The organism is Cytobacillus sp. FSL H8-0458, from assembly GCF_038002165.1.
Lineage (GTDB): Bacteria > Bacillota > Bacilli > Bacillales > Cytobacillaceae > Cytobacillus.
Genome location: NZ_JBBOBR010000003.1, coordinates 52,769 through 76,305 on the forward strand (window position 1 = coordinate 52,769; position 23,537 = coordinate 76,305).

At 44.1% G+C, this 23,537-nt stretch carries 19 protein-coding genes; 6 read left to right on the plus strand and 13 right to left on the minus strand.

Going from position 1 to position 23,537, the window contains the following annotated elements; all coding sequences use genetic code 11:
- Positions 1–45: 45 nt before the first annotated feature.
- The 4 genes from NYE23_RS24170 to NYE23_RS24185 all read right to left on the minus strand — a co-directional run bounded on the left by NYE23_RS24170 (position 46) and on the right by NYE23_RS24185 (position 3,392).
- Positions 46–507 (minus strand): hypothetical protein, encoded by a 462-nt coding sequence (locus NYE23_RS24170; RefSeq protein ID WP_341081965.1) that lies wholly within the window; start codon positions 505–507, stop codon positions 46–48.
- A gap of 96 nt (positions 508–603) precedes the next feature.
- The gene (locus NYE23_RS24175) at positions 604–1,506 is read right to left on the minus strand and encodes an NAD(P)/FAD-dependent oxidoreductase (protein WP_341082085.1); all 903 of its coding nucleotides are present in this window, start codon (positions 1,504–1,506) and stop codon (positions 604–606) included.
- Positions 1,507–1,611: 105 nt separating this feature from the next.
- Entirely contained in the window at positions 1,612–2,199 is a 588-nt protein-coding gene (locus NYE23_RS24180) for a hypothetical protein (protein WP_341081966.1), read from the minus strand.
- Positions 2,200–2,210: 11 nt separating this feature from the next.
- Positions 2,211–3,392, minus strand: coding sequence for a ParM/StbA family protein (locus NYE23_RS24185; protein WP_226618927.1), 1,182 nt, complete (start codon positions 3,390–3,392; stop codon positions 2,211–2,213).
- Between the two features lie 470 nt (positions 3,393–3,862).
- Between NYE23_RS24185 and NYE23_RS24190 the strand changes: the two genes are divergently transcribed.
- Both NYE23_RS24190 and NYE23_RS24195 read left to right on the plus strand, forming a co-directional pair.
- Positions 3,863–5,131, plus strand: a complete 1,269-nt coding sequence (locus NYE23_RS24190; protein ID WP_341081967.1) for a GGDEF domain-containing protein — start codon at positions 3,863–3,865, stop codon at positions 5,129–5,131.
- Positions 5,132–5,360: 229 nt separating this feature from the next.
- Positions 5,361–6,854 carry a peptide MFS transporter gene (locus tag NYE23_RS24195; protein ID WP_341081968.1) on the plus strand — a complete coding sequence of 498 codons (1,494 nt, stop codon included), beginning with the start codon at positions 5,361–5,363 and terminating at the stop codon, positions 6,852–6,854.
- A gap of 114 nt (positions 6,855–6,968) precedes the next feature.
- Here the strand turns inward: NYE23_RS24195 and NYE23_RS24200 are convergent, their stop codons facing one another.
- The 6 genes from NYE23_RS24200 to NYE23_RS24225 all read right to left on the minus strand — a co-directional run bounded on the left by NYE23_RS24200 (position 6,969) and on the right by NYE23_RS24225 (position 12,307).
- Positions 6,969–7,469 (minus strand): cupin domain-containing protein, encoded by a 501-nt coding sequence (locus NYE23_RS24200; protein WP_341081969.1) that lies wholly within the window; start codon positions 7,467–7,469, stop codon positions 6,969–6,971.
- Between the two features lie 19 nt (positions 7,470–7,488).
- Complete coding sequence (ypfJ, locus tag NYE23_RS24205) at positions 7,489–8,337, minus strand: KPN_02809 family neutral zinc metallopeptidase (RefSeq protein WP_341081971.1); 849 nt, start codon at positions 8,335–8,337, stop codon at positions 7,489–7,491.
- A gap of 115 nt (positions 8,338–8,452) precedes the next feature.
- Positions 8,453–9,574 carry an NAD(P)/FAD-dependent oxidoreductase gene (locus tag NYE23_RS24210; protein ID WP_341081973.1) on the minus strand — a complete coding sequence of 374 codons (1,122 nt, stop codon included), beginning with the start codon at positions 9,572–9,574 and terminating at the stop codon, positions 8,453–8,455.
- A 147-nt stretch (positions 9,575–9,721) separates the two neighbouring features.
- Entirely contained in the window at positions 9,722–9,913 is a 192-nt protein-coding gene (locus tag NYE23_RS24215; RefSeq protein ID WP_048011171.1) for a hypothetical protein, read from the minus strand.
- A gap of 68 nt (positions 9,914–9,981) precedes the next feature.
- Positions 9,982–10,959 (minus strand): ornithine cyclodeaminase family protein, encoded by a 978-nt coding sequence (locus tag NYE23_RS24220; RefSeq protein ID WP_341081975.1) that lies wholly within the window; start codon positions 10,957–10,959, stop codon positions 9,982–9,984.
- A gap of 13 nt (positions 10,960–10,972) precedes the next feature.
- Entirely contained in the window at positions 10,973–12,307 is a 1,335-nt protein-coding gene (locus tag NYE23_RS24225) for an MFS transporter (protein WP_341081977.1), read from the minus strand.
- Between the two features lie 198 nt (positions 12,308–12,505).
- Here NYE23_RS24225 and NYE23_RS24230 point away from each other — a divergent pair, with 198 nt between their 5' ends.
- Together NYE23_RS24230 and NYE23_RS24235 are read left to right on the plus strand one after the other, a co-directional pair.
- Positions 12,506–13,678: an MFS transporter gene (locus NYE23_RS24230; RefSeq protein WP_341082088.1), complete on the plus strand. Its 1,173-nt coding sequence runs from the start codon at positions 12,506–12,508 to the stop codon at positions 13,676–13,678.
- 388 nt (positions 13,679–14,066) lie between these two features.
- Complete coding sequence (locus tag NYE23_RS24235; RefSeq protein WP_341081979.1) at positions 14,067–14,522, plus strand: hypothetical protein; 456 nt, start codon at positions 14,067–14,069, stop codon at positions 14,520–14,522.
- 155 nt (positions 14,523–14,677) lie between these two features.
- Here NYE23_RS24235 and NYE23_RS24240 read toward each other — a convergent pair whose 3' ends face one another.
- Positions 14,678–15,916 carry an IS110 family transposase gene (locus tag NYE23_RS24240; RefSeq protein WP_341076294.1) on the minus strand — a complete coding sequence of 413 codons (1,239 nt, stop codon included), beginning with the start codon at positions 15,914–15,916 and terminating at the stop codon, positions 14,678–14,680.
- 422 nt (positions 15,917–16,338) lie between these two features.
- Positions 16,339–16,935, minus strand: coding sequence for a class I SAM-dependent methyltransferase (locus NYE23_RS24245; RefSeq protein ID WP_341081981.1), 597 nt, complete (start codon positions 16,933–16,935; stop codon positions 16,339–16,341).
- A gap of 212 nt (positions 16,936–17,147) precedes the next feature.
- On the opposite strand from NYE23_RS24245, the gene NYE23_RS24250 reads away from it, so the two are divergent.
- Positions 17,148–17,354, plus strand: a complete 207-nt coding sequence (locus NYE23_RS24250) for a thioredoxin (protein WP_227888371.1) — start codon at positions 17,148–17,150, stop codon at positions 17,352–17,354.
- A gap of 422 nt (positions 17,355–17,776) precedes the next feature.
- Positions 17,777–21,523, plus strand: a complete 3,747-nt coding sequence (locus NYE23_RS24255; protein WP_341081988.1) for a S8 family serine peptidase — start codon at positions 17,777–17,779, stop codon at positions 21,521–21,523.
- A 156-nt stretch (positions 21,524–21,679) separates the two neighbouring features.
- Here the strand turns inward: NYE23_RS24255 and NYE23_RS24260 are convergent, their stop codons facing one another.
- Positions 21,680–23,374, minus strand: coding sequence for a methyl-accepting chemotaxis protein (locus NYE23_RS24260; RefSeq protein ID WP_341081990.1), 1,695 nt, complete (start codon positions 23,372–23,374; stop codon positions 21,680–21,682).
- Positions 23,375–23,537 lie beyond the last annotated feature (163 nt).

Genomic DNA, 23,537 nt, shown 5'->3' on the forward strand with positions numbered 1-23,537 from the left:
ACAAAGAAGAAGCCGCAGCACTCTCAGCTGCGGCTTCCAATATTGTCAGGCAGGCTCCATTTGAAGCTGATCCCGGTATGGTTTTAATGAATGATAAATAATGTTCTGCATGAATGCCTTATCCATGTCCGGCAAGAGCTTTTCAGCAAATGCCCAGGCATTTTCCTCAATTTTCAATGCTGTGAGCCAGCGTTCCTGCTCTGTTATGCAGGCATCAAGATGGCTGGCCAATTGCTCCAGCTCCGCATCTTCTGCATGGCCTAACTCATGAGCAAACACAACGGCAAAATAATCTAAAAAACGATCTGCAGAAGCAAACAGCTGTTGGCATTGGTTCTTAATCTCTTCTGCATAAAGGGTTACTGTATGTGTTCCCATACTGTACTTTCCGCCAGCTATACGATTTCCCGGAAAATGTTTCTCTAATTTAATGTCCGCCTGACTCCCCGATCTCTTCAATAATTCATGAACAACTAGATCCAAGCTTTCTTTATTCAATACAAACACCTTTCTCTATTTAAAGCTTATAGGCTATTATATGAGAAAAGTGTACAGAAATAAACGAATATATACCCTTTTTTTCGACGATAAAACCTAAATTCCTTAATTTTTATCCTGCAGAAGCGATTTATGGATCCAGATCGCAGCCTGTGCACCCTCTCCCATCGCAATGGTTACTTGTTCCGAATGGGCTGCCACATCGCCTGCTGCCCACACATTTTGGACACTGGTCATTTTCGAGCGCGGATCTGTCAGGATATGCTTATTTTCAAGCCGCTCTGCACCGAGCTGCTTTGCCAGGCCTGATTTTATCTCATTTCCGCCAAATGCGATAAATCCTCTATCACCTGCTATTTCTTTGCCGCTTTCCAGCCTTACACCGTAAAATTTATCATCTTCTGCGAGGACTCTATCTATTGTTTCTTCCAGATATTCAATATTTTTCTCTCTCATTTTCCCCAAAAATTCCTGATCCGGCACCTTTTTTTCATGGTTGATAAAAACAAGGTCATTTGTCCAGTAAGACAAGGTTAAGGCCATATTCGCCCCGGCATTTCCAGAGCCAAGCACAATGGTGCGTTTATCCTTCACCTCATATCCATCACAGTCTGGACAAACATAGACAGATATGCCAAGACAAGGCATCAGTTCCGGGAATGGCGGCATCCGGTCCATGACTCCTGTTGCCAGCAAAATCCGTTTGCCGGAATATTTATCGCCGCTTTCTCCTGAAACGACAAATCCTCCATCAGCCTTTTCAGCCTGCTCCACTTTTTCATGAACAAACTCCACTCCAAGGCTTTCGGCGTGCTTTTTCCCAAGCTTACGAAGTTCCGGTCCGCTCACACCATCCGGATAGCCTAAGATATTATGATAATTTTTGCATATCACCGAACGCCCATCATTGGAATCCAGCACCAGCACCTTATGTTTATACCTGCCCAGCTGAATGGCAGCCTGCAGTCCCGCAATACCTCCTCCAACAATCAGACAATCATAATTCAACATAATTCCTCCTTTTCATGCCAAAAGGCTATACATGTAAACTACCCAGAAATTCCTCTTCTAAATACAAAAAGGGGAGTCTCATCGCTGAAACTCCCCTCGAACTCACTTATTCATATGTGCAAGAAAGCCGCCAAGAAGAGTATCAAGATCTTCTTCACTTTCCTCTTCAGTTTCATCTTGCTGTTCCTGTTTTGCTTTGTCCCAATCAAAGTCAAGCAGATCATCTTCAATATCCAAATCTGCCTCCGTTATTTCATCTTCCTCTAAAGCCGCAGCTGCCGAGTCATACTGATTCACAGCAGGTCTCGGCTCCTCCTGCAGATATAGAGCTTCATCTATATCAGAAGAGCGGCTGTTTAAAGATGCCAGCAGGGATGTTGCCCGCACCGGGTCCGTAATCAGCTGATAAATGATGCTGCCGAGCAGGGCTTCTGAGTGCTCATGCTTTAGCCAGTCGCGCTGAACCTTGCTTAGCCCCTTTGGAAGGGGAATAGTGATGGTTTCCCGGTCTTTTGATTGTGAACTGCTGACTCCCTGCATCACAAATTCGGCCATTTTGCTCGAAAAATTCCTCTTTTCGGTTTCCTTGAGCTTTTGCAGATGCTTCAGAATATGATCAGGAGTGTCAGATGGTACACGAAAGGATATGGATTGTCCTCTCTTAATTTCAGAAGAGGAAGCTTTACTCATGAAAAATCACCCTAGTTGGCTTTTACAGGTTTCTTATCCTGGTCTGCCTTATCTTTATTCGTTCTTCTTGAAAAATCAGAAATCAGCTTGTAATAAGCATTTGCCATCATCCAGATGCTTTCCTTTTCATCCTCGAAGAAGTCAATGTTATAGCCATCCAAATTGTTATTTAATGTCTTCAGATAATCTTTTAGAACAATAGAACCGCCGCCAACGAAGTAGCAGATTTCCGTCTGGGAGTTTTTCTGCCAAACGTTGCGGAGCAGGCGGTACTGCTTCTTCGCCAGGTCAAGCAGGATACGGTCTGTAATATCATGCACGCTTGTGCGGCTTCCCTTAACCATAATATGATTGCGGTCATTTTTCTTTGTGATGATTTCCACGACATCTGTGCGGCTGTCGAGCTCAACACCATGCTTCGAACGGATCTCTTCCCGGATGGATTCAAGCGCTTCAGACACGCCAAGGTTGAAGCCCTGCGCTTTATCATCATCTACATTGCGGTTTTTAATGACAGCGATATCCGTAGATAATCCGCCGATATCCTGGATTAAAATACGCTTATCAATTAAATCCTTATTAATGATGTTTAAGTTGTTATCCATTACAAGGTTGATATATGCCGCAAATCCTTCAGGATAAACCTTGACTTCTTCAAACTTAATATTAACTTTTTGCCCCTGGTACTTCGGTGTTACAAGGAACTCAACCTGGTGGACAGAGCCCAGCAGCTTGGAACGGTAGCCCGCATCCTTGCCTTCCTTCACCTCGCGAAGAGGAAGTCCTGTGCCAAGTGTGTAGTTTGCATCGATCACATTACCTGACTTTTTAAAGCCAGTGGAACCCCCGTTTTGTACAGCATCCAGTGCCAAAGCAGTAAAAAGCATAACCAATGTCTGATCTTCTTCGGATTTGCTGCTGCCTGGATCCAGTTCAGTAGCATTATCGCTTTTTGTTGCCAGGTGACCTACACGGTAAATCGTATTGTTTTCCTTCAGGGCAGGGGAGTGAACTCTAATATGTATGCCTTCAAGCGGATTTTTGCTGTCAAGTTCTTCAATCCCGATAACCGGCCGGTCCTCAACATCTCTCGCTATTACATTCGGTATGTTTAATTCTGAATCCAATTTCCCAAAGATTGCTTTAATAGAATCGTTTCCTACGTCAACTGCTGCAATTCGTGAATTCGTCAAATCATTCAATCCTTTCATTCTCCATAATATAGAGCTGCTATTTTAAGAGTAATTCAGATTGAGAGATTAATCAATGAGAGGAAACAAAAAGTAATCAAAGCGTAAAAACGTAAACAAAATGTAAACATCTACCTTCATTGTATACACTTTCCGCATACATGTAAACAAAAGTGTACACATCCTTATATAACAACATGCACACCGATTTGTATACTTGTTTACATTTCTGAATACATTTGTAAACATTATTGTATACATGTAATCAAATTTGTTTACAAACGGATTTCCTTGGTGTTTTTCTTAAAATTTGATAGTTTAAGAGTTAAAATAATATCCTTATCTTCTCTAAGTAAAAAGCAGCTGAATCAGATAATATTAAAAAATTTAGAAAATATACTAAATTAATCTACTTTCTTGGTAAAAATTCCTATAAAATAGGAGTATAACAATAGGAAAAGGAGTTCAGAAAGATGCAAGGCTCCAGAATATTTATGGTTTCTCTTTTTATCATTTCCGTGTGCACTGCTGTTTTCTCAGAGGGAATCAGTGTCGAGAGCTCTCTATATATAAATGCACTGGGTATATACCTGCTGTTTGCATGCCTGTATTATCATTTGCGGATTATCAGCAGAAATGGAAATACATCGATTGATTATGGGATTAATTACAGTCTTTCCATAGGACTGTTTACAGGGCCATTAGGTCTGTTGATTTTTGAAGTCATCTACCGTTTTTGCGTCTATTTTTATAAAAAGCATACAAAAACAGAAGATCCTGATGAATTTTTCCATACGTTTTATAACATTGGTTCCTTTGTGATGAGCAACTCCATCGCATTCTATTTATTCCATCTGCTATCTCCCCTCTTTAAGGGTGTGCCATTCGGTTTTTGGGTCGTCATGCTGATGCTGATCACCGTAACCTCTTTGCTTTCGGATCTATTCCTGATTACTGTTTTTAAACTGACAGGAGATATTAAAACGAAGCAGGAAGCGATTGACTTTATCAAAACAAGAAGTGTGCTGGATATGGGGAAGATTGCCTTCACGAACGGCCTTTTGCTGTTATTCCTGAAGGAGGGAGAATGGGAAATGCTCATAAGCCTGTTTATCCTTAACTACCTTGTGAGCCGGTCGTTTCTGTCGAAATCACAGATGCTTCAGAATAAAATCGAACGTGATAAGTTTGAGCAGATGGCCTATACCGACTTTCTGACTGGTGTGTTTAACCGTGCCTATATGGATAAAAAGATGACGGAGCTTAATCAATCAGATGAAAGCATTGGTATAGTTGTAGCTGACATTGACAAATTCAAGAGGATAAATGACAGCTATAATCATGCGGTTGGCGACCAGGCAATCAGGCATTTTACCGATACTTTAAAAAGCTACCTCTCCAAAGATGATTACTTGTTCAGGAGCGGAGGAGAAGAGTTTACGATTATTATGAGATTCAGAACATATGAAGAGTGCCTGCATTTAGCCCAGAAGATACGCACAGGGGTTGAAAACAGTCCTTTTCAAGCTGATTTTAAAGAGGAGTCCATTTCTATTTCCTACACTGCATCATTTGGCCTTTTTTACTATACAGTGAACGATCTGCTGTCTATTGAAAAAGCTTATGTTTATGCAGACCAACTCCTTCTCCAGTCCAAGGAAATGGGTAAAAACAGGATATCCAGCAGGGAAGAGCCTGCCTATCCGCACAGACTAGCAGAAGCAGTTCTGACAAACGCATAAGATGTTCGCAGCCGCCTGTTTGGGCGGTTTTTTTTGGGTATAATATCTGTGTTTTTTATAAAATTAATAATACTATCATTATTCTGAAAAAATAAACTTTGAATAGATTTCCTGGGAAAATCTATTTATTTCTCCTATTAAGCCAATAATAACCACCGTTACATAAAATTTTTTTTGACAATTAGCAACTATGAAAGATATTATAGAATAGCTAAAAGGAGGATGAAACATGTCAGATTTTAATAGGCAGAAAATTGTTGAAAGTGTGCCTCAAAAAGGTTTCTTCGGACATCCTAAAGGCTTGTTCACACTTTTCTTCACGGAATTTTGGGAGCGCTTTTCTTACTATGGAATGAGAGCAATCCTTGTTTTCTATATGTACTACGAGGTTTCAAAAGGCGGATTAGGCCTCGATGAGCCAACAGCTTTAGCAATCATGTCCATTTATGGGTCATTGGTGTATATGTCTGGAATCATCGGCGGATGGATGGCTGACAGATTACTTGGAACATCCAGAGCGGTATTCTATGGCGGAATTTTAATCATGCTCGGCCATATTGCCCTTTCCATTCCTGGAAGCCTTGCTATGTTCTTTGTTTCCATGGTTCTGATTGTTTTAGGTACTGGTTTATTGAAGCCAAATGTATCGAGCGTCGTTGGGGACATTTACAGTCCTGAAGATAATCGCCGCGATGCCGGTTTCAGTATTTTCTATATGGGCATCAACCTTGGCGGATTCCTTGCGCCGTTAATTGTCGGAACAGTTGGAATGAAATATAATTTCCATCTTGGTTTCGCCATTGCAGCCGTTGGTATGTTCTTTGGCTTATTGGTGTTTATCTTTACGAAAAAGAAAAATCTTGGATTAGCGGGAACTTATATTTCTAATCCATTATCTGCAAATGAAAAGAAAACAGTTTATACAAGAATCGGCCTGGGTGCTGTTATTATTGCCATTTTAGTGGCTGTCGGCATCCCAACTGGTCTTTTAACATTTGATTCCTTTATTGCACTTGTTGGTATTCTGGGTATCGGTCTCCCAATTATCTACTTTACAATGATGTACCGCAGCCCGAAAACTACAGAAGTGGAACGTTCACGCATCATTGCGTATATTCCATTATTCATTGCGTCTGTTATGTTCTGGGCGATCCAGGAGCAAGGTTCGACAATTCTTGCGAATTATGCAGACAAGCGTACACAGCTTGACTTTATGGGACTTGATATTTCACCGGCATGGTTCCAGTCTCTTAACCCGTTATTTATTATTTTCCTGGCGCCAGTGTTTGCCTGGCTGTGGGTGAAGCTTGGCGACCGCCAGCCTTCAGTGCCGCAGAAATTCTCACTGGGTCTATTGTTTGCCGGTTTATCTTTCATTGTGATTCTGCTTCCTGCTTACCTTGGCGGAACAGATTCTCTAGTAAGCCCATTATGGCTGGTTCTCAGCTACTTCATTGTTGTTCTTGGAGAGCTTTGCTTATCACCTGTTGGACTTTCAGCCACAACCAAATTAGCGCCTGCTGCGTTCTCCGCACAAACAATGAGCCTTTGGTTCCTGTCAAATGCGGCAGCACAGGCAATCAATGCACAGATTGTTAAATTCTACACACCTGAAACTGAAATGACGTATTTCGGAGTAATTGGTGCAGTAGCGATCCTGCTATCCATCATCTTATTCTTATTGAGTCCTAAGATTCAAGGATTTATGAAGGGTGTACGTTAATAGAAAAGCCAGAAGAGTTTAGCTCTTCTGGCTTTTTTTGTGCTTGTTTCAGGGGATCTGTTTAGCCGATAAATTCGCCGATTTGGCTTAAAATTGGCTGGTAATCCGCTGTCATTATCCTCGCCATTTCTCAAGCATCGGCCCCTCTTCACCATAAACGGGGTCCATCTGAGGAACTGGAACATTTTTAATTTCGGCGAGTGCCTGTACACGGTCTGATGGGTCTCTTTTCTTCATATTCGGGCTTGTCCCGCCGGGATAGGCACCCACGACTTCAAAGTCCGGACTGCTTTCAATCTTCTTATGCCCAGTGCCTGCAGGAAGGAGGATGACGTCGCCCTGGCTGAGTTCCAGGCGCTCACCCTGGTCACCGCCGATGAGAACAGTCGCCTCTCCCGCTTTGACCCCCAATACTTCGTGAGTGTTAGAGTGATAGTGGTGGTAATCATACACTCCACCCGTCCAGCTTCCGGTCCATTGGTGTCTGTTGAAAGCAGCCTCTATTTCGCCGGGCAGTTCCTTAAAAACTGCCTTGTATATGATCACCGGGAGATTTTGGTTGTTGGGTATTTGCCCATCATCGTCCAGCAGAATGGTTTGGATCCCGCTATTCATTCAATCCGCTCCTTTCGTATCAAAAACTGCTTTGCTTAAACGTATCTCCGCCTTGGATGGTTCCGTTCTGGAATCCTTTGTGAAACCACGACTTCCTTTGTTCTGACGTGCCATGTGTAAAGCTTTCAGGCACGACATAGCCCTGCCCCCGTTTTTGAAGGGTGTCGTCCCCTACTGCCGTCGCGGCATTCAGGGCTTCTTCCAGATCGCCTTCCTCTAAATACCCCATTCCCTGGGCATGATGGGCCCAAACGCCAGAATAATAGTCGGCCTGCAATTCAAACCGGACGAGATATTTATTAAATTGTTCTTCACTCATTTTCTGGCGGAGCGGCATGATTTCCTCAGTTGTCCCCAGAAGTGTCTGCACATGGTGCCCAACCTCATGGGCGATAACATAAGCCATGGCAAAATCACCGGGTGCCTGGAATTTCCTTTGCAGTTCTTCGTAAAAGCTTAAATCGATATACAGTTTTTGGTCGCCCGGGCAATAGAAGGGTCCAACTGAAGAGGAAGCTGCCCCGCAGGCAGACTGTACGCTGCCTGAGTATAAAACAAGGGTTGGCTCTTTATACTGCAAACCCTGCTCTTCGAATAGTTCGGTCCAGACCTCTTCTGTATCCGCCAGCACAACTGAGACAAAATCAGCAAGCTCTTTTTCATGCTCTGACTCTTCATATGGCACAGTTGTACCAGAATCTGATCCGGCCATATTGCCTAACAGTTCACCCGGATCACCTCCGAGGAAGGTAAATAACAATACTATAATAATTCCGCCAAGACCTCCGCCGATCAGGGTTTTCCCCCCGCCGCCCATGCCTCTCCGGTCTTCCACATTAGAACTCGCTCTTCTGCCTTTCCACTTCATAATTCAGCCTCCTAATGAAACATCACTTTCATTAGTGTATACCCGAAATGAAGCGATTTATTAACTTATCAGATACAAAAATAAGTGCCTGCTGCTAAAACAGGCACTTTGAGTTCTATCGTTTTTTTACCGCGCCAGCCGGATCATAGAGGCTCAGGTCAATTTCAACCTCCTGCCCGAGAGCAAGCCTGGCCGCTTGAGCGCCCAGAAAAGGCCCTGCAGTGAGCCCTGAGGCTCCAAGCCCATTTGCTATGTAAAGACCTTTGAGACCCGGAATTTGGCCTATAATGGGCAGAAACCCGGGTGTATAGGGACGAAATCCCACGCGTGCTTCTGTAAACGTTCCATCCGATAATCCAGGGGCGATTGCAAGGGCTTTTTCAAAAATGTCATTCAACCCTCCTGCAGTTACTCTTAAATCGTAGCCCATGTCATCTTCATGGGTGGCACCAGCGACGATGCGGCCGCCTTCGAATGCCAGAATGTATTGATTGTTTGGCGGCATGACAACCGGCCAGCCCTCCGTATCTTCCCTTTCAAGCTGAAGATGGACGATTTGCGCTTTTTGCGGCTTCACATCCAGCTGGATTCCAAGCGGCTCAAAAAGCTCTGCTGCCCACGCTCCAGCCGCTGCAATCACACTTTCCGCTTCATATTGCTTTCCGCTGGCTCTAACAGCTGTAACCTCATCTCCCTGGCACACTAGTTCAGCAGAGTCCTGCACCACTTCTGCACCATGCTTTTCAGCTGCCCGCAGCAGGGCGTCCCTCAGTGCGCGGCCGTTGACGCGCGCCGCACCGCTTACATGTACAGAGCTATATTCCTTTGCCAGTGGCGGAAACAGCCGGGAAGTCTGTTCCGGAGACAGATGTGTAATCTCCCCCATTTCAAGAGCATCTCCGCGCCTTTTCATGGCCCGTTCTTCCATTTTTTCCAGCTTTGCAGGATCGGTATGAAGGCTGACGGCGCCTGCCTGCTGATAGCCGGTCTCTGTCTCGCCGTCTTTTTCAAGATCCCTGATCAGTGTCTGATAATAGGCCGCTCCCCCTTTGGCGAGCGCATACCACGCCTTATTCCGCCGCTGTGACAGCCAGGGGCAAATAATTCCGGCCGCTGCATCGGTTGCCTGCCCCGGATCTTTGCGGTCGATAACGGTGACTTTAGCACCTGCCTTAGCCAAATGGTAGGCAGCAGAAGCTCCCAGAATTCCTGCACCAATAACGATATGACTTTTCATAATGACTCCTTTTTGCGATCTGGTATGCCACTTATTCTACAAGAGTTTGGGGAAAGGTTCAAAAAGAGGGGCAGTTTTTTTGGTTCCTGGACGAGTGTTTTAAACTAAAAACTGCATGACAGGCGCTACACCCATCATGCAGTTTTATCAAAACGGCTTATTCGGTTCATAGGTTGGCTGCTGGTTTTGTGCCTGATACTGCTGGCTTTTGGCTGCCGCATCCTGGACGTTTTCTTCAAGAGCAAATTCGGTGTCCATTCCTTTTTTGAATTGGTCAGCCTGGTTTTGGGCTGATACGATTTGCTGTTCTTCTGTTACTTTATTCGGCTGCTTTGGCATCTCTATCTCTCCTTTAATTTAGAAGTATAGCTATAGATTTTCCAAAGCTTCAGGCACTATTCACCTTTTTACAGATCCACCTTCGTTCCAACGCCTTCAAGAATTGCTTTTTCATAAACCTCTGCTGCCACAGCGAGGTCAAAATAGGCAATCCCGACTGATTTGAAAAAGGTAATCTCTTCATCGTTTTCTCGGCCAGCAACCACTCCGGATGATAATTGTCCGATTTCGCCATGCAGGTCCGAAAAGCTCCAGATGCCTTCTGTGGCAGGAATAATAAAATCACCGGCTTCATCTTTGACTCCTTCTATGGTATCCACGACGATTTTAGAACTTCGCAGCAGCGTCTCTGTGTCGACTTCCTGCATATGCGGAAGATAGGAGCCTACCCCGTTAATATGCGTCCCCGGCTGAAGGGCCTTGCCTGAGAACACAGGCTTTTCCGAGCGGGTGCTGCAGATGACAATATCCGCCCGGGAAACAGCTTCATCCGCATTTTCCAGGATAGTCACCGCACAATTAAACTCCTTAAACTTGTCAGCAAACTCATGTGCCTTTGCAGCTGTCCGGTTGTAAAGGAAAATTTCCTCTATTTTGCGAACCTCCAAAACAGCCTGAAGCTGTTCTTCAGCCATTGCCCCGCAGCCAATAACGGCCGCAGATCTTGCCGTTTTTTTCGCGAGATGCTTAGTGGCAATTCCGCTCACGGCCCCTGTCCGGAGTCTAGTCAGGTACGAGGCATTCATGCATGCCAGGTGTTCCCCTGTTTCCGTATCACTTAATAATATGACTCCCTGAGTGGTTTTCTTGCCGATTGCAGGGTTCTCAGGAAAGATGGTGACCACCTTCACAGCCGTTTTTCCGATAGGCGGCATGGCACTCGGCATATAAAGGGCAGAAGCTTGTTTCTCCGGAAAATCAAGCACGGTTCTATGGGGATTCTGGATTTTCCCTTCCTGATTATGTACCAGAGCCTTTTCAAGATCTTTAATGGCTGATTCCATCGTATAGATGGATTTGATTTCTTTTTCAGATAATAAAAGCATGAACTCTACCTTTCTAAGCTTTATGATTGGTTTGTCCGAAGCCTGTATGGAATGAATTCTCCCCTGGCAGATCAGAATCCAGGTCCTGATTGCTGCGGTCGCGGACGGATGCAATCGCAATCAAGGAGATGGCGGCTGCAAGCATGATGTATAAGGCTACAGGGACATAGGAATTATCATAGGCATTCAACAGGGCTGTTGCCACAAGAGGAGCTGTTCCTCCTGCCAGCGCTGCCCCTATTTGATAGCCCAGGGTGATGCCGGTATAGCGGACATTCGACTTAAATATTTCAGAAAACATCGTTCCAAGGACAGCGGTGATTGGTGCCCAGATGATGCCGAGACCCAATATGGTGGCCACAACCAGCAGAACGGCCGAACCCTGGTGAACTAGCCAGAAGTACGGAAAGGCATAAAGCATCATCAGAACCGTTCCGCCGACATAAAGCTTTTTTCGGCCAATTTTGTCAGACAGTTTTCCCATGATTGGAATTAGTATTGTTGTAATAATGGTTGCAATCGTAACGGCATTCAATGTGACGGTGCGCGAGAAGCCAAGCTGTGTTGTCGCATAGGAAACAATAAAGGTCCCGAAGATGTAAAATGGCGCTGTCTCCACCACTTTTGCGCCGACAGCAATCAATACTTCCTTCCAATGGCTGCGCATCGTTTCCACAAATGGAATCTTGGCGATTTCCCCTTTTTCCTGAGCCTTTTTAAAGGATGGTGTCTCATCAATGCCTTTGCGGATCCATAAGCCAAAAAAGACAAGCAGGGCACTCAGAATGAACGGTACGCGCCATCCCCATGATAAAAAAGCTTCCTCCGGCAATAATGTCATGATGGATAAAGCGAGTGTTCCGAGGAGCATTCCGATAGTGACACCCATTTGCGGAATGCTTCCAAAAAAGCCGCGCCGATTTTTTGGAGCATATTCAACAGCAAGCAGCAGTGCACCGCCCCATTCTCCTCCGAGTCCAATTCCTTGTATTAAGCGTAAAAGAATCAGCAGAATCGGTGCTGCCGCGCCTATATTGTCGTATGTAGGCAAAAAGCCCATGAGGACTGTTGCACCGCCCATAAGGGACAGTGTGAGGACAAGTGTCTTCTTTCTGCCGATTTTATCCCCTATGTGGCTGAAAATAACCCCGCCAAGCGGACGGATGAAGAAAGCAAGTGCGAAAGAGGCATACGCCAGCATCAAACCGACAGCCGGATCATCACTGTGAAAAAACATTTGATTAAATACAAGTGCAGCAACCGTTCCGTATAAAAAGTAATCAAACCATTCGATGGAACTTCCGATCAGGCTTGCAATCAGGACTTTCTTTTCTAATTTCTTTTCCATTCCATTTCCCCCTCTCTTAACTGTAAAAATGTACAAGTTCATCATAGTTTATATTATTTTGATATTTCAATATATTTTTAAAATTGGGTAATAAATAGAACTTATTTACCTGTCCAATCCCTAAGGTGAAAGTATGGGAATGTTTTTGTTATAATCATAATACTTAGATGGAATTTGACTTTAACTGGAGTGAACATGTTGAATACTAAAAAAGCACTGCCTCTTTTATTCGCCGTTATGTTTCTTGTGATGGTGGGGTTTGGAATCATTATTCCTGTCATCCCCTTTTATGCGGAAGAATTAGGGGCATCACCCACTGAACTGGGCCTGTTAATGGCCGTTTATTCGCTGATGCAGCTGCTGTTTGCGCCTATGTGGGGGCGCGTTTCCGATAAGATCGGACGCAAGCCTGTTATTATGATCGGCATTTTTGGGCTTGGATTGTCTTTTTTTATGATGGCCCTGTCCACTGAGCTGTGGATGCTGTTTGCAGCCAGAATTATCGGCGGCTTTCTGTCGTCTGCCAATATGCCGACTGTCATGGCCTATGTAGCGGATATTACATCTGAAGAAGACCGCGGAAAAGGGATGGGCATCATTGGTGCTGCAGTGGGCTTAGGCTTTATTTTCGGCCCGGCGATCGGCGGCATCTTTTCCCGGGAAAGTTTGAACCTTCCTTTCTACGCGGCAGGAACATCTTCGTTTATCACATTCTTCCTTGTCATGCTTGTGCTGAAGGAGTCTCTGTCACCGGAGCAGCGCAGCAAGGGAACGGCTAAGCGTCCGGGTCTGATGACCGCTTTAAGAGGAAACACCGGCATTTTGTTTATCCTTCAGCTGTTTGTTTCACTGTCACTGGCAGGACTGGAAGCAACCTTCGCTTATTTTGCGGCTGAAAAAGCCGGCCTTGGCACCGTTGAGCTGGGCTATATCTTTATGATTATGGGATTTGGAGGAGCCCTTGTGCAGGGCGGTCTGGTAGGACGAATGACGAAAAAGTATGGAGAAGGGGCTGTGATTCAGCTGGGGATCATCGTCTCCGCCATTGGCTTTGGACTGATTCTCCTGGTTGACAGTTTTACGACTGCAGCGATTTTCCTGACGATTTTCGGCATAGGGAACGGATTTATCCGTCCGAGTGTTTCTTCCCTGCTGACAAAGACATCTCAAACTGGACACGGCAGCACGACCGGCCTGCTGTCATCATTCGATTCCCTGGGACGCATTATCGGCCCTCCGCTCGGAGGATGGCTGTTCACCATCAGCATCGGTGCTCCGTACCTGACGGGAATTCTGCTTTCCGGTTTGGCATTCATAATGTATCGTGTTTATTCTGCCAAGGTAAACAGAACCCGTTCGATTACACCTTAAAAAAAGGAGGCTCATTTTGTAACGGGTTCTGTTTTGAAGTACAAAATATAAAAAAGCATCAAAAAAGGGATATCAAATCGCAATGATTTGGTAATCCCTTTTTTCATTGATATTACTGGTTTTTTGTTAAAATAACGGTCTAATTCGCACCCATATTCGTACCTTGAATTTCAGTATTACAGAACTTTCTGTAATACGAAAATCGCCTTACTGTTTTCTATCCTATTTCATTGTTAAAAAAAATTAGAAACTCATTTATTTTCAGTAAATCAGTTCAGTAGTCCGGGATATGGTAAAATTAGATTGAACGTTCTTTAACTAACGAAGCAGTTTAGTTCAATAACTGTAATGAATATATGTATAAAGCTGTAAGGAAGGAGAGTATGTAGTGGAATATAATTTAGCTGTAAATATTCCAAGTTATACAAATATTGATTCAACCTTTCCAAAGCCAGTTAATGAAAATTACAATTATTGGCTTGCTTTAATAGAACACTTCTTAACGATATCAGATACTATCGAGATTCATTGTTGGAACGAGGAAACAGATACTATTGATGAAATTAATTCTTTATATAAAGAGGAATTTGAAGTAGGTATAGAAGAGAATCTAACAATTTTTAAAGGTACTATATCCAAATTACTAATAGATTATCTATTGAATAAAAGTATAAATAATAACGGTGACCTAAAGTGGTTCACACTCAATTTAGAGAGATTGAGGCTGCCTGTGTTTCATTCAGGACATTGGGGTACAGAATTATTTATACCTAATATTACTAAGGAGGATATTACCTTCATTAAAAGTGTAACACCCAAAGAAACAAACTTTCTGGAATATTAAATAACAGCCTTATTCAACTAAACCAGCTAATAGTTTGTCAACATTTTTCAATAAAATGATTAATAACGTCATGATATACTAAAAATGTTCATGCCAAATAACCTTCCTCTATGTCTTATTTGGAAGGTTTTGTTGTATTTAGTTAGATATAGTTTTTAATCTGTATCTTGGAAAATAGTTCTGCTTTTTAGTAAGGCAAAAATCCAATGTAAGAGCTTATTAACACATGCAATAACTGCTACTCTAAAGGGTTTTCCTTCTTCCCGTTTCTTATCGTAAAACTCCCTTAATTTTTTATTGCGTGCGATGATTTCATCAGTTGTTTTCTTTTTACGAGCATCACGAATACCACTTTGAACAGCCATATACAAGGCATGACGAAGCCTGCTAGAACCTCGTTTGGTAATTCGATTTACTGATGCGGTAAACTTACCAGAAGAGAAAACACTAGGATCCACTCCAGCGAATGCAACGAGCTTTTTGGCATCATTGAACCGATCTATCTCACCAATTTCGGAAATAATCGTGGCGGCGATTTTCTCTCCAATTCCAGGGATAGACTGAAGTATATGATATTCTTCAATTTCTTTAGCGAGGGCATCTATTTCAACTGCAATTTTAGATAGATGCTCTTGGTATTGAAGAACGATCTTGACTAATAACTCTAGATTAAAAATATTACTCTGGTAGAGGTTGTTTTGAAACGGATTACGAAGGGCTGCTTCCCTTAATTTTTTAGCCTTTTCGTTTGCCCATGCATCTGAACGACTCATACATAGCGAAGCTATTTTCTCTGTTATTTCTCTTTCACTCACACTTAACACTACTTCTGAAGTAGGAAATGCTAATAATGTAAGCAATGAGACTTTGGAATATAAACTTCCAAAAACTCCTCTATATTCAGGAAATACCTGATCCAAAAGGGTATGCAGCTGTATTTTCGTCTGTGCTGATACTTCGGCAATACTTTCTTGTTGTCTTGTTAGATTACGAAGATTTAAAAGTTGAATTCCTCTTTTTTTATAAGGCTCTAACTCTTCTTTATAAAACAGCTCGCAAAGGTGGTAAGCATCAATTGCATCTGTTTTTACCTTCCGCAAACTCGAACTTTTGGCTCGATGGGAGATAAGAGGATTGACAACAATATAAACAAAACTTTGCTCCTCAAGAAATTGAATTACAGGAAAATGGTAATGTCCTGTTGATTCTAAAACCACCGTTGGCTGATGACTACCAGCTGAACTTTCTACTTCATGAAGGAACTCTAATAAACTACCTAAACCATCGGTATTGTGCTTGATACTAAAGCTCTTCCGATACGGTTTGCCTTTGTCTAAAAATGCTTGAACCTGACTCTCTCCTTTTGATACATCCAGGCCAATGACTGGATTCATGCTTTTCTCCTCCTAAAACTCAATTTGTCGGTATCCCCTAAGGCTTCTTGTAATGTCATAGGTTCGCTTGTTAAACGGGATCTTTGTCCCAACCAGCCTGAAACATGTTTATACAAGTAGGGGGTGAACAGTTTAGTTGACGGGATTTAACCCACGGGTGCGACGTTCTACCCCGACTACCGTTATATAATAAGACCCAAAATTAAAAGGTCAACCAGAAATATCTGGCTAACCTTATATTACGAACGGGTGCTTATGTTGAATAAGTAAAAATTACAAAAAGCTCGGGATCTCCGAGCTTTTTTTACATTTAATGTGTTTTTAGGGTTGTTAAATCATATACGATTTGAAATACCTTTTCCTATGCGACTTACGGTTTTGTACTCGAAAACAGAACCCATTACTCATTTTGCCTCCTTTTTCTACTTTTGCAGGATCACCTGGATGACATGTCCCGTGCCTGTATGGCCTTTTCCTTCTACTCTTTCCTGTTCGCCGTAAAAGAAATGGAGGACTTTATAGTTCTTAATCCATTGGAGAATATCTGCCGGATCATAGACCATATCCACACTTTTTGGCCCGCCTGTTCCATAGTGGAGCTGATCCTCTGAATAGACCTCAAGCATCACAATTCCACCCGGCTTGACAACGGAAACCAGCTTATCAAATACAGTTTTTTGGTCTTTTTTCAAAAAATGGCCGAAAACCATAACCGAAGCGTCATATTCACCGGATGGCACAGAATCATGAATCAGATCCTTCTGCCCTGTTTCCACTCTGACTTGATGGCGCCCAGCCAGCTGCTGTGTTTTGTCTAACCCGCTTTGCGTATAATCCCATGCTGTTACATCATGCCCCTGCCTGGCAAGGAACACAGCATTTCGGCCCTCCCCCTCGGCAAAGGCAACAACTCTTTTGTGCCCTTTAAGCCGCCATGCCTGCTCCCTGATGAATTCATTGGGTTCTTCACCATATAAATAGCCTTCCTGAGAAAACTTTTCTTCCCATAGATTTGCCAATCTAACCACTCCTTCCCCATAAGGTATTCTAGGGGAGGTTCTGGAAATCCTATTGTATAATGGAAAAAATGCGCAAGAGGAGGATAATGATGAAAGAGCTGAGAGAAATGGAAGAGGTGCAGCAATTTATTCATAGCACGGAGCTGGGCCTTATTTATGTGCTGCATGACAGCTGAAGCGTCTGCCATGGCCTGCTTCCTCAGGTTGAGGAAGTGTTAAAGGATTACCCCCGTATCGAAGCACGGCTTGTAAATGCAGGCAAGGTAACCGAAATTGCCGGGTATCTGATGGCCTTTACAGTGCCTGTGATTGCCTTATATCTGGATGGAAGAGAAGTATTAAGGGAAGCACGGTTCATTCCGGTCGAGAAGCTTCGTGATGATTTAAAGAGGATCTATGAGGGCGTTTTTGATGTATAAAACAAGGACTGGCGGTGCTTTGCCGCCGGTTTTTTTGACTATTCAGCTGCGAGTTTTAGAAAATCAACAATGCATAAATACAATAACTTAATAGATTTGCTGTAAATTAGAATAATATTTTCTCCCCCATTAAATAACCCCAAATTTTATTGTTATAAATACCTACTAACGCTTCCAATAATCCATCAATTTATCGAATTCTAATCCTTTTAGCCCAGATTTAACACTTAAATCGCCTTTTAATTTCCCCAATTAACAGAATCTTCTTTCTTCTTTATACTTTTCAATAGAACGTCCTTACAAACTATGAATCAAGTATTTAAGGAGGTTGGCTCTTGTTTATTTTAAAGCAGTTTAATAGGGTCATTTCCAAGCTGCTTTAACGGAAACCACTATACTTTTAAAGAGGAGAATGGACACGAATGGGAGATTTCAAGTTTAAAAAGTATTTAACCGCTGCCATGGCTGCGGCTATGCTGGCTGTTCCGCCCCTGCAGGCTTCGGCGGATGATTCCGGGAAAGGCATCCTGAAAGGGGCTGATGGCAAAGCGTCCATAGCTGATCTGCAAGGGATGAATGCCAAAGCAAGTAAAGGCAGGCATGTCATCACTCTTATTACAGGTGATGTCGTAACTGTAACTGAATTCGCAGATGGAAAGAATATCATCCATGTTGAACCAGCGGACCCTTCCGCCAGTGGAGCACGTATTTTAACAGCCAACAAAGAAACGTATGTCATTCCTGACAAGGCTATGCCTTATCTGGCTTCCGGATTTTTGGACCAGGACTTGTTCAATATCACAGCTTTAATCAAAGATGGCTATGATGACGAGAATCAGAAGGAATTGCCTGTCATCATTCAATATTCCGAGTCCAAGGCCCGTTCAGCTGCTGCTATTAAAGCCCCAAAAGGCTCAAAGAAAACCCATGTCCTTGAAAGTATAGATAGTGTTGCAGTCTCCGCTGATAAGAAAGAAACAAAGGAATTTTGGGCAGAAATCACCAGCAATACTGCTAAAAAAACGAAGGCTGCACTGGCTCCAGGCATTGAAAAAATCTGGCTGGATGGCCGGGTCGAAGCGTCTCTTGAACAAAGTATCCCACAGATCGGAGCCCCTTCCGCTTGGGAATCCGGCTATGACGGAACTGGTGTAAAGGTGGCTGTTCTGGATACCGGGATTGATTCAGGGCATCCGGACATTTCAGGCCAGCTGGATGAAGCAGTAAGCTTTGTGCCAGGAGAGGAAGTAACCGACAGACATGCACACGGAACCCATGTGGCTTCCACAGTACTTGGCACCGGGGAAGCATCAGAAGGACGGAATAAGGGTGTGGCACCTGGCGCACGTCTTCTTGCAGGAAAAGTACTTAGTGATGAAGGCTTTGGCCAGGATTCATGGATTATCGATGGAATGGAATGGGCTGCTGAAAATGCAAAAGTCGTCAATATGAGCCTGGGCAGTTCTGAACCAAGCGATGGAACAGACCCGATGGCTCAAGCTGTAAGCAATCTTAGTAAAGAAACAGGGTCCCTATTTGTAATTGCTGCCGGGAACACTGGCAGTGAAGGAATCGGCTCACCAGGGGCTGCTGAGGACGCTCTAACTGTTGGAGCCGTGGACAAGTCCGACAATCTTGCCTGGTTCTCGTCTAAAGGGCCCAGCTTTGGAAGCTCAGGATTAAAACCTGATCTTACTGCTCCCGGAGTAGGAATCCTGGCTGCACGTTCTCAATATACGAACCAGGGAAGCGGCTCTTACATGAGCATGAATGGCACCTCAATGGCAACACCTCATGTTGCCGGTGCTGCAGCCCTTCTCGCTCAGCGCCACCCTGACTGGACCGGGGAACAGCTTAAGGAAGCTCTGATGAGCACGACCAAAAAGCTTGAACACATTAAGCCTTTTGAAGGAGGCACAGGCCGTCTGGATGCTGTGGCCGCACTTGGCTATGTAAGGGCAACGGGGTCTCTTGACTTTGGCTTCTATGACTGGCCTCATGAGAATGATGCTCCGGCTGAGAAGACCATTACGTATACCAATGATGGCGATCAGGATGTAACATTGAATCTGTCAGTGTCTGTCAAAGATGCCAATGACACTGATGCACCTTCTGGAATGGTAAAGCTATCAGCTGAAAAAGTGACTGTTCCAACAAAAGGAAGAGCAGATGTCACCGTTACACTTGACCCTAATGCAGGTGATTTTGGCACCCGATATCAGGGGCATATTAGCGCTTCATCAGAGGGAGAAAGCATTGTCCATACTTCACTGGGCATGATCAAAGAAGATGAAAGATACCCGCTGACCATTAAGGCAATCGACCGTGACGGGGAAGCTGCCTCTGCCTACTTCTACCTTTTAGGACCAACAGGTGAACCTCAGTTCATGTCAGTGGATGGCACGAAGGAGCTGCGGCTGCCGGAAGGAACGTATTCAGTTATGTCGATGATGGATGTTGACGCAGATACAGATCATGCAGGGGTAGCACTAGTAGGCGACCCGGAAATTAACCTTGATGGCCCACAGACCGTTATGCTGGATGCCCGCAAGGCCAATGAAATTACGGTGGATGTTCCGAAAGAGACCGAAGCAAATTACCGGAAACTGGAGTATTACCGGAGCATTAATGGAAACCAGGTGAATGACATTTACATTATGCCGGCAGTGGTGGATAAAATGTACGCTGCCCCTACTGAGAAAGTAGACACTGGTGAATTCACGCAAGCTACACGCTGGCGTCTGGCAGAACCACTGCTGACCATTAATTTCAAGGGCAAAGAATTAGATGATATCCCGCAGGCTGGCAGCACTCTTATGAACGGGAAGTACAATCTGGAAGCTGTCTATGCTGGAAATGGATCGCCGGAGGATTATGAAAAACTTGATGTTAAAGGCAAAGCTGCCATTGTCCTGCGCAGTGATGAATTAACAGGATCCGAACGTGCTGCAGCAGCTCTGGCAGCAGGAGCAAAGCTATTAATTACTGTTAATGACAGACCGCAGGAGCTTAGTGAATGGACAGGAGTAGAAAATGAAGATTTTTCACTTTCCGATAGCCCTCTTTCTGTGGCCGGAGTCAGCGGAAATGAAGGACAGGAACTGATCGAAGCGGCCAAGGCCGGGGGATTGACCTTAAACGTCGAGGGTACTCCTGATTCGGACTACTTATATGACCTGGTGGATATGCATCATCACGCAGTTCCTCAAAAAGTGAACTATTCGCCAAAAACGAAGGACCTAGTCAAAATCAACTCTGAATATAAATCAGATCGCCCTGCACCTGGTGCCGAGTTCCGCTACGATATCCTCGAGCACAGCTTTGCCGGAGTGGGATTCCTGCAAAGACTCTCACTCCCATCCGCCAGAACAGAGTGGGTATCAGCGCAAAAAGGCACATCCTGGTACCATCAGGCTGGTGTTCTTGATGCCCAATGGGAAGTAAGACAGCCAAAAGTGGAATACAAACCAGGTCAAACGCTGAATGAAGAGTGGTTTTCACCAGTGGTCCGCCCTCGTTTTGGTGCTGGCTTTTGGGCTCCATATCGTTCAGGCAATAATCTGATATTAAATGTTCCTGCCTGGGCTGACTCAGGAGCTGGCCATACAGGTGCCGACATGAATTACCCTGGTGATCAGACATTAAAGCTATATCAGGGGGATACACTGGTTAGAGAAGGAAAGGGACAGGCTCTCTACCTATTTAATGAATTTCCGGCAGAGAAAACCCAGTACAAACTCATAAGTGATGCAGCCCGCGATGCAGAGCGCTGGAACACATCAGTACGTACACATACGGAGTGGACATTCTGGTCCCAGCAGCAGGGAGAATACCAGACGGCACTTCCGCTGATTTCTCTTGATTATAAAGTGGATACAGACATGGCCGGCAACTCCAAGGCCGGTAAGAAGATTAAGCTTGATTTATCAGCTGTTCAAATAGCCGATGCTCCGGAAAATGGCAAAATAAAAGGTGCCAGCCTGGAAGTGTCTTTTGATGAAGGGAAGACATGGGAAGCGGCAAAGTTAGTTTCTACGGGCAATAGCTGGACTGCCGAAATCAAACACCCAAATAAGAAAGGAAGCACTGTCTCCCTGCGTGCCAGTGCATGGGATGATGCAGGCAATCGTGTAACTCAGGAGATTATCAAGGCTTATGGATTAAAATAATGAAGCTCTTGTTAAGAGCGGATTGCGTAACAGAGAAGGTGTGAACCAGGCAGTCAATGCCTGGTTCACTTTTTTAATAGACTTCGTCAAACTTCGCAACCCGCCAGGGCAGCTTTGGAGGATTCAGCGAGTCTCTCCTTATGCTTTTAGTAAACCCTATACCCTATAATGGCTTGTCATTTCGGACAATGACCTTGCCAAAGAGTTGAGTTTCCCCCCAATTTTATCCGTTTTCTCCATTTGTCCTGTTTGAATGACGCTGGCCGCAAGCATTTCTTCTGCACTGGCCAATGTTTCCTGTGAAACAGAGGAGAACTGTTCAGCACCCTGTTCAAGCTGCGGCAGCGTTTCTTCCAGGCCATTCAGCTCCTTTTGCATGGTTTGGAGTTTGCCGCTTACATTAGAAATCTCATTCATCAGCTCGTTCAATGATAGTTTGGATTGTCCCGCCATCTCAAGATTGCCTTTGATCTCCGTATGGAGCCGGTCAAATTCCTCTGAAGCTCTGAGAGTTATATTCTCCATACTTCTTATTCCCTGAGTGATATTTTCTGCAGTGCCTGCAGATTGCTCTGCCAGTTTACGGACTTCTCCTGCGACCACGGCAAAGCCTTTCCCTGCCTCTCCTGCACGGGCAGCCTCAATGGAAGCATTTAAGGATAACAGCCTTGTTTGTTCAGCAATCCCTTTTACCATTCCGACAAGATTTGTAATCGATAGGGAATGTTCTTTAACCTCTTTTATTGTCAGGGTCAATTTTTCAAACTTTGACCCAAAGGAATGAATGGCAGCGATTAAATCAGTGATGCTGTTCCCTCCGCGCAAGGCAGAATCATTCATAACCTCTGAGCTGCGGTGTACACTCTGCATATGCAGAAACATATCTTCAAACCTATCATTCATTTCTTTGAAACTGGCCGCACTTTTTTCAGAACTGGCTGCTGTTTGCTCTGCTCCCAACTTCACGAGGTGAATGGCTGATTCCAGCTGCTGCCCGCTTTCAAGAGCACTGAAGGAAGACCCTTTCAGCTCATTGCCTGTACTCTCCAGCTCCTTCGTTGTGCCGGTCAGCTCCCGCAGCAGGCTCCTCATTTGTTCAATCATGCTGTTATAACTTTTCTGGAGAGAAGCAATTTCAGGAATTTCTGTATGAATTTCAAGCGGATTTTGCAGGTTACCTTCCCGGACCTCCCGCATGGTGTTTCTTAAAAGGTTCAAAGGCTTCGTTATTTTTCTGACAAAAAGGCTGATAATAGCTGAAGCAGACAATAAACTGACCACAATCGCTGCAATCATAAAATAACCGATCGCATGCACATCAGACATATACGCCTTTGCAGGGATGAGAACTACATAGACGCCGCTAATTTCCTTCATCTCCTGAAAGGCTGCTGTATAATCTGTCCCGTTCATCTCAATATGTATGACGCCATTTTTCATTGCGCTGATATTATTGATCATATCCCTTGAAAAAGCGGCATCCGTTTTGCTGCTGACCTTAAAAGGCTTAATCCTATTATCTGCAAGATAGAAGAAATCGGAATCTATCCCATCCGAGTGCAGCTTTTTCTGCTGAGCACGGACACCGGCCTCAAGCTGCTGCTTAAAGTACGCATCATCACTGACATACACAAACTTTAAGTTTTCCGCTATGTATCCCATTAGTTCTGCTTCTCTTGCCAATCTATCCTCAATTGTTTTGATTGCCATGTCCTTTGTTTTAAGATAGGAACTAATTCCGACTGCCGATATCGATAGCAGCAACAAGGTAAAAAACAATACCAATAATCTTTTTCCCAGGTTCAGCTTATGGCTGCAGGCTGCCGCAAAGTTGTCCAGCTGCTTCTTCATTTCTACAAAACCCCCAAAATATCATACTAATGACCTATAAGGAAATTATACAGACCGAATGTAAATTAAATGTAAAGATTGGATGAAAAGTAATGTTTTGTAAATTTACAAAGGAACGTAAAGTAGGCTGTTTTAATATATTGGTTAAATCCGAGGCTTTATT